The organism is Micromonospora sp. CPCC 205561, from assembly GCF_036906775.1.
Lineage (GTDB): Bacteria > Actinomycetota > Actinomycetes > Mycobacteriales > Micromonosporaceae > Micromonospora.
Window position 1 is genome coordinate 35,565 of record NZ_JBAKHV010000021.1, and the last position, 14,330, is coordinate 49,894.

The 14,330-nt window shown below is 76.0% G+C and carries 15 protein-coding genes and 1 pseudogene; 8 read left to right on the forward strand and 8 right to left on the reverse strand.

Annotated features, from left to right (window positions below):
- Positions 1 to 59 precede the first annotated feature (59 nt).
- Positions 60 to 788, reverse strand: a complete 729-nt coding sequence (locus tag V6V16_RS13635; protein WP_334562380.1) for an ATP-binding protein — start codon at positions 786 to 788, stop codon at positions 60 to 62.
- A 59-nt stretch (positions 789 to 847) separates the two neighbouring features.
- Positions 848 to 1,846, reverse strand: coding sequence for an SDR family oxidoreductase (locus V6V16_RS13640; protein WP_334562381.1), 999 nt, complete (start codon positions 1,844 to 1,846; stop codon positions 848 to 850).
- A 212-nt stretch (positions 1,847 to 2,058) separates the two neighbouring features.
- Here V6V16_RS13640 and V6V16_RS13645 point away from each other — a divergent pair, with 212 nt between their 5' ends.
- A complete protein-coding gene (locus V6V16_RS13645) occupies positions 2,059 to 3,261 on the forward strand; it encodes a glycosyltransferase (RefSeq protein ID WP_334562382.1) in 1,203 nt (400 codons plus the stop codon).
- Here V6V16_RS13645 and V6V16_RS13650 read toward each other — a convergent pair.
- The 4 genes and pseudogenes from V6V16_RS13650 to aroA form a co-directional block, all read right to left on the reverse strand.
- Positions 3,216 to 4,149, reverse strand: a pseudogene (locus V6V16_RS13650) (hypothetical protein). The gene V6V16_RS13645 and the pseudogene V6V16_RS13650 overlap by 46 nt on opposite strands.
- A 59-nt stretch (positions 4,150 to 4,208) precedes the next feature.
- On the reverse strand, positions 4,209 to 5,027 hold the full coding sequence (hisN, locus tag V6V16_RS13655; protein WP_334562383.1) for a histidinol-phosphatase: 819 nt from the start codon (positions 5,025 to 5,027) through the stop codon (positions 4,209 to 4,211).
- A 25-nt stretch (positions 5,028 to 5,052) separates the two neighbouring features.
- A complete protein-coding gene (gene rsgA, locus V6V16_RS13660; protein WP_442934082.1) occupies positions 5,053 to 6,189 on the reverse strand; it encodes a ribosome small subunit-dependent GTPase A in 1,137 nt (378 codons plus the stop codon).
- A gap of 18 nt (positions 6,190 to 6,207) precedes the next feature.
- Positions 6,208 to 7,509, reverse strand: a complete 1,302-nt coding sequence (gene aroA, locus V6V16_RS13665) for a 3-phosphoshikimate 1-carboxyvinyltransferase (protein ID WP_334562384.1) — start codon at positions 7,507 to 7,509, stop codon at positions 6,208 to 6,210.
- 103 nt (positions 7,510 to 7,612) lie between these two features.
- Between aroA and V6V16_RS13670 the strand changes: the two genes are divergently transcribed.
- From V6V16_RS13670 to rsrA, 5 genes are all read left to right on the forward strand, one after another.
- Positions 7,613 to 8,323: an SOS response-associated peptidase gene (locus V6V16_RS13670; RefSeq protein WP_334562385.1), complete on the forward strand. Its 711-nt coding sequence runs from the start codon at positions 7,613 to 7,615 to the stop codon at positions 8,321 to 8,323.
- Between the two features lie 195 nt (positions 8,324 to 8,518).
- On the forward strand, positions 8,519 to 8,911 hold the full coding sequence (locus tag V6V16_RS13675; RefSeq protein ID WP_334562386.1) for a WhiB family transcriptional regulator: 393 nt from the start codon (positions 8,519 to 8,521) through the stop codon (positions 8,909 to 8,911).
- Positions 8,912 to 9,036: 125 nt separating this feature from the next.
- The gene (locus tag V6V16_RS13680; RefSeq protein WP_334562387.1) at positions 9,037 to 9,651 is read left to right on the forward strand and encodes an alpha/beta hydrolase family protein; all 615 of its coding nucleotides are present in this window, start codon (positions 9,037 to 9,039) and stop codon (positions 9,649 to 9,651) included.
- A 333-nt stretch (positions 9,652 to 9,984) separates the two neighbouring features.
- A complete protein-coding gene (locus tag V6V16_RS13685) occupies positions 9,985 to 10,809 on the forward strand; it encodes a sigma-70 family RNA polymerase sigma factor (protein ID WP_334562388.1) in 825 nt (274 codons plus the stop codon).
- Position 10,810: 1 nt separating this feature from the next.
- On the forward strand, positions 10,811 to 11,098 hold the full coding sequence (gene rsrA, locus V6V16_RS13690; RefSeq protein WP_334562389.1) for a mycothiol system anti-sigma-R factor: 288 nt from the start codon (positions 10,811 to 10,813) through the stop codon (positions 11,096 to 11,098).
- Between the two features lie 67 nt (positions 11,099 to 11,165).
- Here the strand turns inward: rsrA and V6V16_RS27910 are convergent, their stop codons facing one another.
- Entirely contained in the window at positions 11,166 to 11,240 is a 75-nt protein-coding gene (locus V6V16_RS27910) for a 50S ribosomal protein bL37 (RefSeq protein WP_369700219.1), read from the reverse strand.
- Positions 11,241 to 11,555: 315 nt separating this feature from the next.
- Here V6V16_RS27910 and V6V16_RS13700 point away from each other — a divergent pair, with 315 nt between their 5' ends.
- Entirely contained in the window at positions 11,556 to 11,777 is a 222-nt protein-coding gene (locus V6V16_RS13700; RefSeq protein WP_334562391.1) for a biotin/lipoyl-binding carrier protein, read from the forward strand.
- Entirely contained in the window at positions 11,774 to 12,283 is a 510-nt protein-coding gene (locus V6V16_RS13705) for a GNAT family N-acetyltransferase (protein WP_334562392.1), read from the forward strand. Before V6V16_RS13700 ends, V6V16_RS13705 begins: the two co-directional genes overlap by 4 nt.
- 48 nt (positions 12,284 to 12,331) lie before the next feature.
- Here V6V16_RS13705 and V6V16_RS13710 read toward each other — a convergent pair whose 3' ends face one another.
- Positions 12,332 to 14,146 (reverse strand): tetratricopeptide repeat protein, encoded by a 1,815-nt coding sequence (locus tag V6V16_RS13710; RefSeq protein ID WP_334562393.1) that lies wholly within the window; start codon positions 14,144 to 14,146, stop codon positions 12,332 to 12,334.
- Positions 14,147 to 14,330: the final 184 nt, after the last annotated feature.

Consider the following 14,330-nt stretch of genomic DNA (forward strand, 5'->3'; position numbering starts at 1 on the left):
TGGCATCCGGGCGCAATGGGCACCTGGGGTGACGCCGGGGCAGGATCGGGGCCGCCGGGTCAGCCGCGTCGGGCGGCGGTCTCGTCGGCGGCGTGCAGCACGCACCAGACGACCTTGCCGTCCGGCACCGGGCTGGTGCCCCAGCTGCGGGCGATCGTGTCGATCAGCAGCAGACCGCGACCGCCGGCGGTGTCCGGCGGGGACGGCCCGGCGAACGTGGGCTGCCGCGGGGAGTGGTCGCGTACCGCGAGATGCAGGGTGTCGTTCCGGGGCGCCAGGCGGAGCGTCATCCCGGTGTGCGCGTGGGCGACCACGTTGTTCACCATCTCGGTGACCGCGATGCAGCCCGGCTCGGCCAGCTCCGCCAGGCCCCAGCGGTCACATCCCTCGTTGACGAGCTGGCGGGCCTGCCGGGCGGCGCCGACGACGGGTGGCAGGTCGGTGACGATCGACGCGACCATCGGTTCGGCGGCCAGCCCCGCCATCGCCCCGCCCAGCGTCGGCCAGGCCGGTACCCCGCTGACCGCCCCCGCCGGGTCGCATACCAGCAGGTCCGCGGCGGGCCAGTCCCGTACCTCCCGGCGTACCTCGGCGAAGACGTCCCCCGCCGCGGGGTCGCTCACCCGCAGGTGGGACAGGTCGACCACCACCGGGCCGGGCCGCTCGCAGAGCCGGGCCAGCAGGCCGTCGCGGACCGCGTCGACGCCGGAGCGGTCGAGCACGCCGGTCAGCCGGACCACGCCGGACGCCTCGTCCGTCTCCACCAGGCAGGGCACGTGGGTTGGCATGATCGCCTCATTGTGCACCCGGGGCCCGGGCCCCGCACGCGAGCGCTCCGCGGCGGGCATCAGCGGTCCGTCCTCGCTCGGCGGGTCATCGCGGCCACCGTCCCGACCGCCGTCCCCGCCGCCGCCAGTCCGAAGGCGGCGGTCATCCGGACCAGGTGCCGCCGCCGGCCGTGCCAGCCGCCCGCGCGCCGCGCCGCTGCGTCGGCGTGGAAGACGTTGCCCGTGCTCTCCGGCTGCGGGGCGGGCCCGAACTGGGTGTGGTGCGCGTACCAGCCGAGGACCCGCTCGGCGACCGCCGGGGCGAGCCGCCACTGGAGGCCGATCAGCCGGGCGGCCCCGCCGGCGTACGCCTCGCGCCGGGGGCGGCGCAGCAGCCGGACGATCGTCTCGGCCACGATCTCGGGCGGGTAGACCGGGGGCGGCGGCACGAGTTCCCGGCCGCTGTGGTTGGCGGCGTGCCGGAAGAAGGGGGTGTCGATGGTGGCCGGCAGCACCGTGCAGACGGAGATGTCGCCCCGCCCGGTGACCCGCATCTCCTGACGGACCGTGTCGGCCAGGCCGCGGATGCCGTGCTTCGCGGCGTTGTACGCCGACTGGTACGGCATCGCCACCTCGGCCAGCACCGAGGCGTTGTTCACCAGCACCCCGCCGCCGGCCGCGCTCAGGTGGGGCAGCGCCGCCCGGATGCCGTACGCGGCGCCGAGCAGGTTCACCTCGATCACCCGGCGGAACTCCGCCACGGGAATCTCGTCGAAGAGCCCCACCGCGCCGACCGCCGCGTTGTTGACCCAGCCGTCGATCCGGCCGAACTCGGCCACCGCGCGGGCGGCGAGCAGCTCGACGGCCGCGGGGTCGGTCACGTCGGTCGGCACCACCAGTGCCCGGCCGCCCAGCTCCCGGCAGCGCTCGGCGACCCGTTCCAGGGCGGCCTCGCTCCGGGCGGCCAGCACGACGGCGGTGCCGCGGCGGGCGAGGGCGTACGCCGTGGCCGTGCCGATGCCGCTGGAGGCACCGGTGAGTACGACGGTCGCGTCGGCGAGGCTGCGCGTCAGGGGCATTCTTCATCGGTACCCCCGATCGCAGGGGTCATGCGACCGATTTCGGCGGGATGCCCGCGTTCGCCCAGCCGCGATCGTCGGCGGGACACTTGCCCTCGCGCAAGCACCCGCCGGGCTCTTCCCGATCTGCCAGGTTTCGGCTCCCGGGGGTCTGGTTAATGGGACCCTCTGACCGAGGACCACCGCTTGAGAAGATCGCATGGAGGTGACCCATGCGCGTCGGCCTCGTCTGCGCGCACGCCGGCCCGCCCAGGGGTACCGACGGCCCGACCGTCGGCACCCACCAGCACATCGCCCGGGTCGCCGCCGAACTCGCCGCGCGGGGCCACGACGTCCGGGTGTACGAACGCCGTGCCGATCCGGGCCTGCCGGAGAGGGCGGCCCTCGACGGCTACCGGGTGGAGCGGGTGCCGGTCGGCCCGGCCGCCCCGCTGCCCACCGCCGAGCTGGTCCCGCACGTGGCCGCCTTCGGCGCCTGGCTGGCCGACCGGTGGGCGGGCGAGTGGCGGCCCGAGGTGGTGCACGGGCACTACTGGATCGGCGGGTTGGCCGCCGCGCACGCCGTCCGCGAGACCGACCTGCCGGTGGTACAGACCTTCCACTCCCTCGGCGTCGAGCAGCTGCGCCACCTCGGCCGGCAGTACGACGGGCCGGGGGAGCGGATCCCGCTGGAGCGGGCGCTCACCCGGGCGGTGGACATCGCGGTCGCCCAGTGCAACGACGAGGTCGACGAGCTGACCCGGATGGGGCTGCAACGCGCCTCGGTGGCGATGGTGCCGGCCGGCGTCGACATCGCCCAGTTCCACCCCGACGGCGAGGCCGCCCCCCGCGACCAGCGGGCCCGGATCCTCTCCGTCGGCGGGCTCTCGCCCGGGCACGGCCAGGAGGACCTGATCCGGGCCATGCGGTTGGTCGGCGACGCCGAGCTGGTGATCGCCGGCGGCCCGCCCGCCGAGCAGCTCGCCAACCACGCCGAGGCAGCCCGGCTGCGCCAGCTGGCCGAGCGGAACGGAGTGGCCGAACAGGTCAAGCTGGTGGGTGCGGTGCCGCACGACCAGATGGCCACCTGGTACCGCTCGGCGGACGTGGTGGCGTGCACGCCGCACTACTCCTCCGCCGGCCGGGTGTCGCTGGAGGCGATGGCGTGCGGGGTGCCGGTGGTGGGCTACGCCATGGGCGGGATCGCCGACGCGGTGGTCGACGAGGTCACCGGCCGGCTGGTGCCGCCGGGCGACGTCCGCGTGCTGGGCGTGACGCTGCGCCGGCTGCTCGCCGACAACGCCGGGCGGTTCGCGTACGGGCACGCCGCCGTGGACCGGGTGCGGTGCAGCTACACCTGGGAGCGGACGGCGGGCGCGCTGGAGCGCCTCTACGAGCGGGTGGTGGGGCGCCGCAAGCCGGTCGAGGCGGCGTGAGGGGCCGGACCCCGCCCCGCCTCCTCAGAGGGGGCGGCCGGGGGCCCCGACGCCGACCATGCCCCGGTCGGGTTCCCCGACGACAGCGTGGTGGTGCTGGGGCTCCGCGTACCGGGTGAGGCCGATCACGGCGGCGAGGGTGACCAGGAAGCCGACGGCGGCGAGCCACTCCCGGCCGGGCCAGATCTTGTCGTTGAGCAGCAGCAGGCCGACGATCGCGGCGGGCACCGCCCCGGCGGCGTCCATCGCCGCCACGGCCGCCGTGGTCGAGCCCCGCTGCATGGCCAGGCCGAGCAGCAGCTGCCCGACGACCGAGTGGACGACCAGCAGGTAGAGCAGCGGATCCTGGACGAACGCCTCCGCCGTCGGGGCGGAGGCGAGCGGCCGGGCGGCCACCGCCGCGGCGGAGAACGCCAACCCGGCCAGCGCGCCGAGCGCCACCGAGCCGGGCGCGCCGTGCAGGCGTACCGCGAAGAAGCCGACCACCGCGATCACGACGAGCGCCAGCGCCAGGGCGATCATGCCGGCGGTGCCGAGCGGCTTGGCCGGCGCGGGCTCGGCGGAGAGCACCAGCGCGGTGATCCCGGCGAACAGCAGCACCAGCAGGGCCACCTCGGCGGCCGGCAGCCGCCACTTCAGCACCAGCACGCCGAGCAGTGCGGTGACCCCGAGCCCGGCGGCGACGCTCGACTGCACCAGGAAGAGCGGCAGGTCCCGGCGGGCCAGCAGGGCCAGCACGAAACCGGCCACCTGGCAGCCCAGCCCGACCAGGTAGGTGCGGTGCCCCGCCAGCCGCAGCAGCAGCCCCGGATCGAAGGTGTGGTGCACGGTGGTGCGGGCGGCGGCGACCGACTGGAGCAGGTTGGCGACGCCGTACGCGATGATCATCGCCGCGAGGAAGCACCAGCCGGAGGAGACCACCTGGCGAGGATAGAGGCTGCCGGGGGTCAGTGCTCGGTTGGCCGACCCAGCCGCGTGAGGATGTCGGCGTGCAGCGCGCCGTTGCTGGCCACGGCGCTGCTCTCGGTGCCGACGTCGCCCGAGGGGGCGGGCCGTCCGGCCAGATCGGTGAACGCCCCGCCCGCCTCGGTGACGATCGGCACCAGCGCGGCGACGTCCCACAGCGACAGTTCCGGCTCCACCATCACGTCCAGCGCGCCCTCGGCCAGCAGCATGTAGCCGTAGAAGTCCCCGTACGCCCGGCTGCGCCAGGTGTCCCGCATGAGCTGGAGCATCGCGTCCAGCCGGCCGGCGGACTCCCAGCCCGTCAGGGACGAGTAGCAGAAGCTCGCGTCCGCGAGGTCCCGGACCGCGGAGACCCGGATCGGGGCGCCACCGGCGGCGTCCGGCCCCGCGTACGCCCCCTCGCCGAGCGCGCCCCACCAGCGGCGCCCGAGCGCCGGCGCGGAGACCAGCCCGACGACCGGGCGGTCGTGCTCCAGCAGGGCGATCAGGGTGGCCCAGACCGGCACGCCGCGGATGAAGTTCTTCGTGCCGTCGATCGGGTCGACCACCCAGCGCCGGCCGCCGGGGCCGGTGGCGGGCTGCTCGCCGTACTCCTCGCCGAGCAGGCCGTCCGCCGGCCGGTGCGCGGCGAGCAGCGCGCGGATCTCCCGCTCCACCGCGGTGTCCGCGTCGGAGACCGGAGTCAGGTCGGGCTTCGCCTCCACCCGCAGGTCGAGCGCGCGGAAGCGGGCCGTGGAGACGGCGTCCGCGGCGTCGGCGAGCTGGTGGGCGAGGGCGATGTCGTCGGCGTACCCGGGCATGCGACAAACGGTAGCGGCGTCCGGCTCAGGACCCCGCCAGCGGGTCGCCCGGATTCCGCTGGTCGGGCTCTCTGGCGTCGCCCTCGCCGGACCGGGAGGCCAGCAGGCGGCGGTACGAGGCCAGCCGGCGCGCATCGGCCTTGCCGGCCGCGATCCAGGCGTCCAGCCCGCAGTCGGTCTCGTCCGGCGTGTGCGGACAGTTGGCGGGGCAGTCGACCGTCCCCTCGACCAGGTCGGGGAAGCCGTGCAGCAGGCTGTCGGCGGAGACGTGCGCCAGCCCGAAGCTGCGTACGCCCGGGGTGTCCACGATCCAGCCGGCGGCGACGCCCGGTCCCGGTGCGGTGCGTCCGGCGTCGGGCCGGGGCCCGCGCGGGTCGTCGGGGCCCGGCAGCAGGGGCAGCGGCAGCGCCACCGCGCTCGTGGAGGTGTGCCGGCCCCGGCCGATCGCGCTGACCGTGCCGACCGCCCGGGCGGCGTCCGGTACGAGGCGGTTGACCAGCGTCGACTTGCCCACCCCGGAGTGCCCCACCATGACCGAGACCCGCCCGGCGAGCAGGGCGCGCAGGGCGTCGAGGTCGGAGTCCGGGCGGACCAGCACGTACGGCAGCTCCAGCTCGGCGTAGTAGCCGAGCACCGCCTCCGGCCCGGCGAGGTCGGCCTTGGTCAGGCAGAGCAGCGGCTCGATGCCGGCGTCGTACGCGGCCACCAGGCACCGGTCGATGAACCCGGTACGCGGCGGAGGGTCGGCCAGCGCGCTGACGATCACCAGTTGGTCGGCGTTGGCGACGACCACCCGTTCCAGCCGTCCCTCGGCGGTGGTCTCGTCGTCGTCGGCGGTGCGCCGCAGCACCGACGTCCGCTCGGCGATCCGGACGATCCGGGCCAGCGCCCCGGCCGCGCCCGAGGTGTCGCCGACCAGGTTGACCCGGTCGCCGACCACCACCGACTTGCGCCCCAGTTCCCGGGCCCGCATGGCGGTGACCAGGGGGACGTCCGCCCCGGCGGCGGACAGCACGCACGTGTAGCGGCCCCGGTCGACGGCGATCACGAAGCCGTCCACCGCGTCGTCGTGCCGGGGTCTGGTGCGGGTGCGCGGGCGCGACGCCCTACCGGGTCGGACCCGTACGTCGTCCTCGTCGTACTCCCGCCGTCTGGTCGCCAGGACCGCCCCCCCGTCGTGTCAGCTCTTGCCGGTCACCATCGCCGACCATAGTGCCGGAAACTCGGGCATGGTCTTCGAGGTGCATGCCACGTCGCTCAGCTCGATGCCCGGGACGGCCAGCCCGGCCACCGCGGCGGCGTGCGCCATCCGGTGGTCGTGGTAGGTCTCGAACACCCCGCCGTGCAGCGGCCGGGGCCGGATCTCCAGCCCGTCGGGGGACTCGGTGATGTCCGCGCCGAGCGCGGCGAACTCCCGCGCGAGCGCGGTCAACCGGTCGGTCTCGTGGCCCCGGATGTGCCCGACGCCGGTGAACCGGGACGGCGAGTCGGCGAGCATGGCCAGGGCCGTCAGGGCCGGGGTCAGCTCGCTGACGTCGGAGAGGTCGGCCGCCAGGCCGTGCACCGTGCCGGTGCCCCGCACGGTCAGCCCCCCGGTGGAGAGGGTCACCTCGCCGCCCATCCGCTGCAGCAGCGAGCGGAGCTGCTCGACCGGCTGGGAGCTGCTGCGCGGCCAGCCCCGCAGGGTCACCTCGCCGCCGGTGACGAGGGCGGCGGCGAAGAACGGGACGGCGCCGGACAGGTCGGGCTCGATCTCCCAGCCGCGCCCCGTGAGCGGGCCCGGCTCGACCACCCAGACGTCGGGCGTGCCGTCGTCGACCGCCGCGCCGGCCGCCCGGAGCATCTGCACCGTCATCCGCAGGTGCGGCGCGGAGGGCACCGGCGGGCCCACGTGCCGGACCACCACGCCCCGGTCGAAGCGCGGCGCGGCCAGCAGCAGCCCGGAGACCAGCTGGCTGGAGGCGGAGGCGTCGATCACCACCTCGCCGCCGGCCACCCGCCCGGCGCCGAGCACGGTCAACGGCAGGCTGCCGGTGGCGGGGGCGTCCACCCGTACGCCGAGGGAGCGCAGCGCCCCGATCAGCGGACCGAGCGGCCGGGTGCGGGCCTGCGGGTCGCCGTCGAAGGTGATCCGCCCGTCGGCCAGGCCGGCGACCGGCGGGACGAAGCGCATCACCGTGCCGGCCAGGCCGACGTCGACGTGCGCGGGCCCGACCAGCGGGTGGGGGCGGACGAGCCAGCGCTCGTCGTCGCTGATCGACATGTGCGCGCCCATCGCGCGCAGCCCGGCGGCCATCAGCTCGGTGTCCCGTGCCCGCAGCGGCCCGGCCAGGGTCGACGGGCCGCTGGCGAGCGCGCTCAGCACCAGGGCGCGCGCGGTCATCGACTTGGAACCGGGCAGGCGCAGTGTGACCGCCACCGGGTCGGAGGCGGTCGGAGCGGTCCAAGGCTGCGGCGGCCGGGTCGCGATCAGGTTCCCCACGGTTACATTCTGCCGCGTACGGCGGCGCGCGACGCCGGCCGCCACCCGTTCCTCCCGGCCAGCGGGACAGCCGGGCGGCGAGCGGCGCGTTAGCGTGTGCGGCATGTGCGGGAGGTACGCGACGACCCGGGGCGCGGGCGAGCTGAGCGGGCTGTTCGAGTCCCTCGACGAGACCGACGGCCGTCTCGGCCCCGACCACAACGTCGCGCCCACCGATCCGGTGCCGCTGGTGCGGGTCAGCCCGGAGGGGCACCGCGCGCTGTCGGTCGGGCGCTGGGGGCTGGTGCCGTCCTGGTCCCGGTCGGCCGCCAGCGCCGCCCGCATGATCAACGCGCGTGCCGAGACGGTCGCCACCAGCCGGGCGTACGCGGGCGCGTTCGCCCGCCGCCGCTGCCTCGTCCCGGCCGACGGCTGGTACGAGTGGGTCCGCGCGGCCGACGGGCGCAAGCAGCCCTACTTCATGACCCCGCTCGACGGGTCCGTGCTCGCCCTGGCCGGCATCTGGTCGGTCTGGGACGGCCCGGCCGGTGCGCTGCTCACCTTCAGCGTGCTCACCACCGCCGCCCGCGGGGAGCTGGCCGAGGTGCACGACCGCATGCCGCTGCTGCTGCCCCGGCAGCGGTGGGAGGCGTGGCTGACGTCGACCGGCGAGCCCGCCGAGCTGCTCGCCCCACCCTCGCCGCAGTGGCTGGCGGGGTTGGAGATCCGCCCGGTGGGGGCGGCCGTGGGCGACGTGCGCAACGACGGGCCGCAGTTGACCGAGCGGGTGCCGACCGCCCCCGCGGCGGGGCCGGAGGAGCTGACGCTTTTCTGACAGCGAGACACATTGTCGGGTGTGATTTGCCAGAGTTGCGGGCGAAACGTCGCGCTGTCGTCCACCCGTATTCGCCGCAGAGTCTTGTCCCGGTGTCCGCAAGTGCGATACAACACAGCGCCGGTAGTGGGCGCCGATTCGCACGGGGCGGACGATGCCCACCGATCTTGCCGGTCCCACGGGGGAGGTGGGTGGATGACACGGGCTCGTATGCCCCGGCCGCACGAGGTGGCCGCCGCGCGACGGGATCCGCGGCTGTTGCGGGCGTTGCGGGAGCGGCGACAGGACGAGGCATGGCGGACCAGAGGAACATGCCAGAACGTCGACCCGGAAACGTTCTTTCCGGCGCCGAACGAGCCGGCCGACGCGGCCGTCGCGCTCTGTCGAGGCTGTGACGTGCAGGGCTCCTGCCTGGCCTGGGCGCTCGACGTGGGCGACTGTCACGGCGTCTGGGGCGGCACCACGCCCCGCGAGCGACGGGCGATGCTGGTCGCCTGGCGCGACGAGGTGCAACCGGATCCGGACGCGGTCGACGAGGCGGGTCCACCGGTCCGGGACCGGCTGCTCACCCTGGTGCCGCTGAGCTGAGCGCCGCACCCGGTGCGGCTGACCGCCTCGCCCGCCGCCGTGCCGCTGAGCTGACCACCGGCTGACGCCCCGCCGGGCCGGCGGGGCGGCCGTGCGTCGTGCCGGGCACGCCCCAGAATGGGCCGGTGCCGCAGGACGACGAGATCCCCACCCCGCGCGGGCCCGCCCGGGTCGTCACCGACCTGCCGCAGGGGCCGCCGGTGGCGCTGCTGGCGCTGGGCCACGGCGCGGGCGGCGACGTCGACGCGCCGGACCTGCGCGCGCTGCGGGACGCGGCGGTCGGCGCCGGCCTGGCGGTGGCCCGGGTGACCCAGCCCTACCGGGTCGCGGGCCGACGTGCCCCGGCGCCGGCCGGGCACCTCGACGAGGCGTGGACCGCTGTGCTCGCCCGGCTGCGGGCGCGGCATCCCGGCGTACCCCTGCTGGTGGGTGGACGCTCCAGCGGCGCGCGGGTGGCCTGCCGCACCGCGCGGGCGGTGGGCGCCGCCGGCGTCGTCGCGCTCGCATTCCCGCTGCATCCGCCCGGCCGCCCGGAGCGGTCGCGGGCGGCGGAACTGGACACCGGCGTGCCGACCCTCGTGGTCAACGGCGATCGGGACCCCTTCGGGGTGCCGGCGCCGGCGCCGGGGGTGCGCGTGCTGATCCGCCCGGGGGAGCGGCACGACCTGCGGGGGGACCCGGCCGGCACGGCCGAGGCGGTGCGCGACTGGCTGCGCGGGCAGGGCTGGGCGCGGCCCTGACCGCCGCCCCCGCCCGGCCCCGACACCGCCGGCGCCACGCCGCCGCCGGGTGGGTGCCCCGGCGCCCGCCGGCGGCGGCGGTCCGGCGGACCGTGTCCGGTCGCGGCGGCGTTCGTTGCATCGGTTGGTGCCGGGTGCCCGTCCGGGTGGCGGCACCGGTCCTCCCAGGCCCTTCCTGGTCCCAGCGCCGGCCTCCGCCGGGGCCGGGACCAGGAACGGGACGGCGGCTGCCGCCGAGGTCGGGACCCGGAACGGGACGGTCGGCCGGAATGCCCCGCACCGCTGTGGGTGTTGCACCCCGCGGGAAGACATTTCTGGCGAGGGGGGAGACCGGTGCCGACCGACACGCGGGTCCGGGAACGGGACGAGGGGGGAGCGCGGCAGCTGCGTCGGCTGCTGGGCGGCCCGGAATGGCCCGCGGTGGTGCCGCCGGTCGGCCCGGTCGCGGTGAGTACGAGCACACCCGTCGGAAGTGGATCTGCGGGCACGTCCGTACGCGTATCCTCGGCGGGAAAGCATCCGACGCGAGGGGATGTGCGGTTGACCACCGAGAAGACGGACGAGCGCAGGGCCCGTTTCGAGCGGGACGCGATGCCCTTCGTCGATCAGCTCTACGCTGCCGGGCTGCGGATGACCCGCAACCCGGCGGATGCCGAGGACCTGGTCCAGGAGACCTACCTGAAGGCGTACGCCGCCTTCCACCAGTTCGAGCAGGGCACGAACCTGAAGGCCTGGCTCTACCGGATCCTGACCAACACCTACATCAACTCCTACCGCAAGCGGCAGCGCCAGCCCATCCAGGCGCCGACCGACGAGATCACCGACTGGCAGCTCGCCGAGGCCGAGTCGCACACCTCCAGCGGGCTGCGCTCGGCCGAGACCGAGGCGCTGGACCGGCTGCCGGACAGCGACGTCAAGGAGGCCCTCCAGCAGTTGCCGGAGGAGTTCCGGCTGGCCGTCTACCTCACCGACGTCGAGGGCTTCTCCTACAAGGAGGTCGCCGACATCATGGGCACGCCGATCGGCACGGTGATGTCGCGCCTGCACCGCGGCCGGCGCAACCTTCGCAAGCTGCTCGAGCAGTACGCCGCGGAGCGGGGCTTCAGCGCCGCGGCGTCGAAGAAGGGCTCCACCGCTGCCGCCGGCCGGGAGGTGTGACATGAGCTGTGGAGAGCCGCACGCGACGGACTGCCGAGAGGTCCTCGCGGAGGTCTACCTCTACCTGGACCTGGAGTGCGCCGAGGAACGGCGCACGCTGATCCGGCACCACCTCGACGAGTGCGGGCCCTGCCTTCGCGAGTACGGCATCGAGCAGGAGGTGAGGGCGCTGGTCGCGCGCTGCTGCGGCAACGAGACCGCGCCGGACCAGCTCCGGGAGCGGCTGCGGCTGCGCCTCACCGAGCTGGTGGTCTTCGAGAGCGCCGAGTCGCGGGAGCTGGCCGACTGAGGTCGGCCGCGGACAGGACGCAACCGCCGGTGGCTGATCGACGCCGGGCCGTGGGCCCGGCCGCCGGTCAGGAGTTGGGGCGCTTGCCGTGGTTCGCGCCGCTCTTCTTGCGGGCCTTCTTCTTGCGGGCCTTCTTCGCCATGGTGACCTCCTCGTGATGGTCGGATCCGCCTGCGCACGACCTCGGAGCCGGTGCGGGCACCGGTCCTCCCGGCGCCGGGGTCCGACCCGCTGATGCTAGTGCCGCCGGCATCCGCCGTGGTGCGCCGGGGCGGGCGGGGCCGCGCCGCGCCGCCGACACGCCGGGGCCGGCCGACCGCCCGACGAGCCACGGTCCGGTCCCGGCCGGTGCTCGGGTGCCCCGGGCGGCGGGGCGCGGTCCCGGGCCGCTCCACGCCCGTCGGCGGGCGCCCGCATGATTGGATACGTCGGCAGGGCAACCGCGAGAGAAGGGGCCGTGGAGATGGCCGAGGAGATCCGCGCCGAGATGGTGGCGAACGTCTGGAAGGTCGTCGCGTCGGCCGGGGACACCGTGTCCGAGGGGGACACGCTGGTGATCCTGGAGTCGATGAAGATGGAGATCCCGGTCGTCGCCGAGTCCGACGGTGTCGTCACGCAGCTCGCGGTCAACGAGGGCGACGTCGTGCAGGACGGGGACCTGATCGCGGTGATCGGTTGACCGGCCTCTCGGTTCGTCGGGCGGAGCCGGCCGACTTCCCGGCGGTGGCCCGGCTGACGGTCGCCGCGTACGAGGCGGACGGCCAGCTCAAGAACGAGCACGGGTACGCCGCCGTGCTCGCCGACGTGGCGTCCCGGGCGGAGGACGGCGAGGTGCTCGTCGCCGTCGACCACGCCACCGGCGAGGCGCTCGGCTCGGTGACCTTCGTCCTGCCCGGCACCCGCTACGCCGAGTTGTCGGGGCCGGGCGAGGCGGAGTTCCGGATGCTCGCTGTCGACCCGGCCGCGCAGGGGCGGGGCGTCGGTGCGGCGCTGGTCGAGGCCTGCGTGTCGCGGGGTACCGGGCTGGGCTGTTCCGCCCTGGTCATCTGCGTCCGCAGCGGCTTCGCCGCCGCCGCCCAGCGGCTCTACCGGCGGCGGGGCTTCGTCCGGGTGCCCCGGCTGGACTGGGCGCCCCTGGACGGGGTGGAGCTGCTCGGCCTCCGGCTGGAGCTCACCGGCGGTTGAGGCGGGCGCACCGGCGGGTGAGGCGGGCGCACCGGCGGACGGTCGGGCTCACCGGCGGGTCAGGCGCCGCCAGAGGCGGCCCAGGCGGGAACGCGGCCGGGGCACCCGGCGGTTGGTGGCGGTCAGCGCGGCGGCCAGGGCCGCCGTCTCCGGGTCCAGGGCCGGGCTGGCCAGGGCGAGGTGGGCCAGCGAGAGCGCGATCGGCACCGGCCGGGACCGGGCGACCACGGCCGCGTCGGCCAGCCGAGCGGTCACCACCCGGGCCACGTCGGGGCGCACCCCGGGATCGACCCAGGCGGCGGTGACCAGGGCGAACAGGGCCGCCTCGGTGACCCAGTCCTCGACGCCCCAGACCAGCTCAAGCAGCACCCGGCGCCGCGTCGAGGTCGCCCACGGTTCGTCGGTGCGGTGGTGCAGCAGGCCGAGACAGCTCCACACCTGGACGCAGCGCACCCAGAGCGACGGGTCCTGCCCCAACACCCGGCCCAGCGCGGTGGGCGGCGCCTCCGGCGGATGCGCCAGCAGGCCGAGCAGGTCGGGCAGCGTCAGCGTGGCCAGGCCCACCGCCGCGTCGTACGCCGCCGGCGGGTGTGGCCAGGCCGGGTGGGCGAGCTGCCGCAGCCGCGCGACGGCCTCCGGCGAGGGCGCCGGCACGGCGGGGACGAGTCGCGTCCCGTCGTGGTGCCAGAGTTGCCGGGCGCCCGCCCGCCGTGGCTCGCGCGGGTCCGGCTCGGGCACGGCGGCGACCTCGATCCGCAGTTCCGGCGCGGCCGTCGCGGCGGTACGCGTCGCGCTGGGCGGCGCGGGCGCGTCCAGTCGCACGACGTCGGGATCCCGCTGGTCGCCCGCGACGGCCCGGCGCAGCGCGTCCACGACCGCCCCGGTGGCCGGGGTGACCTGCCCGAGCCAGGGCCGGCCGCGGCAGCTCTCGGCCAGGTCGCCGTGCTCGTGGGTGTCGTCGGGGTGCTCCCGGACGAAGTCGGCGAGCGCGACCAGGTGCGCCACGTCGCCGTCGCGCTGGTGCCGCAGCCGGTGGCCGGTGTGCACCGCGCAGTCGAACGTGGGGTCGCGGGCGAGGGCCCGGTCGATCCAGTCGAGCGCCTCGTCGAGCCGCCCGGTGTCGGCGAGGGTCCCGGCGATGTCGGCGTAGACGGTGAGGTCGTCGGGGTCGTGCGCCACGGCGCGGCCGAGCGCCGCCAGCGCCTCGCGGGTGCGCCCCGCGCTGCGGTACGCGTACCCGAGCCAGACCTCGCCGATCTTCGACGGCTCCAGGCGTACGCCCCGGGCGGCCCAGTGGATCGCGAGGGCGACCTCGCCGACCCGCCGGGCCAGCGCGGACGCCGCGCCCAGCAGCAGGGCGTGCCCGGGGTGGACGGTGACCGCGTTGCGGGCCAGCGTCAGGTAGGGGGCCAGGGCCGCCCGGCCGGCCTTCGGCACCGGGTCGGTGACGGCGGCGCAGACCTGCATCAGGATCCGCGCGGTCCGGTCCGCTTCGAGGCGGTCGGCGAGTTCCGGGGCGGTCACCCACGGCACCCCGGCCCAGTCCGTCCCCGGCGCGTGTCCGGTCGCCGCGACCAGCAGGTCCAGCCCTTCCGCGGGGCGCCCGGCGGCGGCGAGCAGGTGGGCACGGGCCACCACGGCGCCGACGAAGGCGTGGCCCCGCAGCGGGAAGAGCTCGACGCCGCCCCCGCCGTCGGCGGCGGCGAGCCGGGCGAGGGCCTCGTGCACCTCGGGCAGGGTGGGCGCCTGGGCCAGCGCGGCGGCGACGTGACCGGCGGCGTGCGCCAGGTCGCCGTCGTCGATGGCGAGCCGGGCCAGGGTGAGTTCCTCCGCCGGCGGCAGCGGCCGGTCGTCCTCGGGCACGTGGTCCTCTCGCTCGTCGGGCTTGCGGTGGGGCCGGGCAAGCCTAGGTGATGTTGGGCCGACATGGTGATCATCTGCGCACTCCTGCGCGTTCGATTGCTTGGTGGCGAGTAAACCTGCAAGACTGAGCAGGAAACGCGCGGCAACCGCGCAGTGGGAGGAGTTTCCGTGACACGTGCAGGGG

Coding starts and splice junctions, on each gene's coding strand:
- V6V16_RS13635 (WP_334562380.1), bottom strand. CDS start 788: ATGCCAACCCACGTGCCCTGCCTGGTGGAGACGGACGAGGCGTCCGGC.
- V6V16_RS13640 (WP_334562381.1), bottom strand. CDS start 1,846: ATGCCCCTGACGCGCAGCCTCGCCGACGCGACCGTCGTACTCACCGGT.
- V6V16_RS13645 (WP_334562382.1), top strand. CDS start 2,059: ATGCGCGTCGGCCTCGTCTGCGCGCACGCCGGCCCGCCCAGGGGTACC.
- hisN (WP_334562383.1), bottom strand. CDS start 5,027: ATGCCCGGGTACGCCGACGACATCGCCCTCGCCCACCAGCTCGCCGAC.
- V6V16_RS13670 (WP_334562385.1), top strand. CDS start 7,613: ATGTGCGGGAGGTACGCGACGACCCGGGGCGCGGGCGAGCTGAGCGGG.
- V6V16_RS13675 (WP_334562386.1), top strand. CDS start 8,519: ATGACACGGGCTCGTATGCCCCGGCCGCACGAGGTGGCCGCCGCGCGA.
- rsrA (WP_334562389.1), top strand. CDS start 10,811: ATGAGCTGTGGAGAGCCGCACGCGACGGACTGCCGAGAGGTCCTCGCG.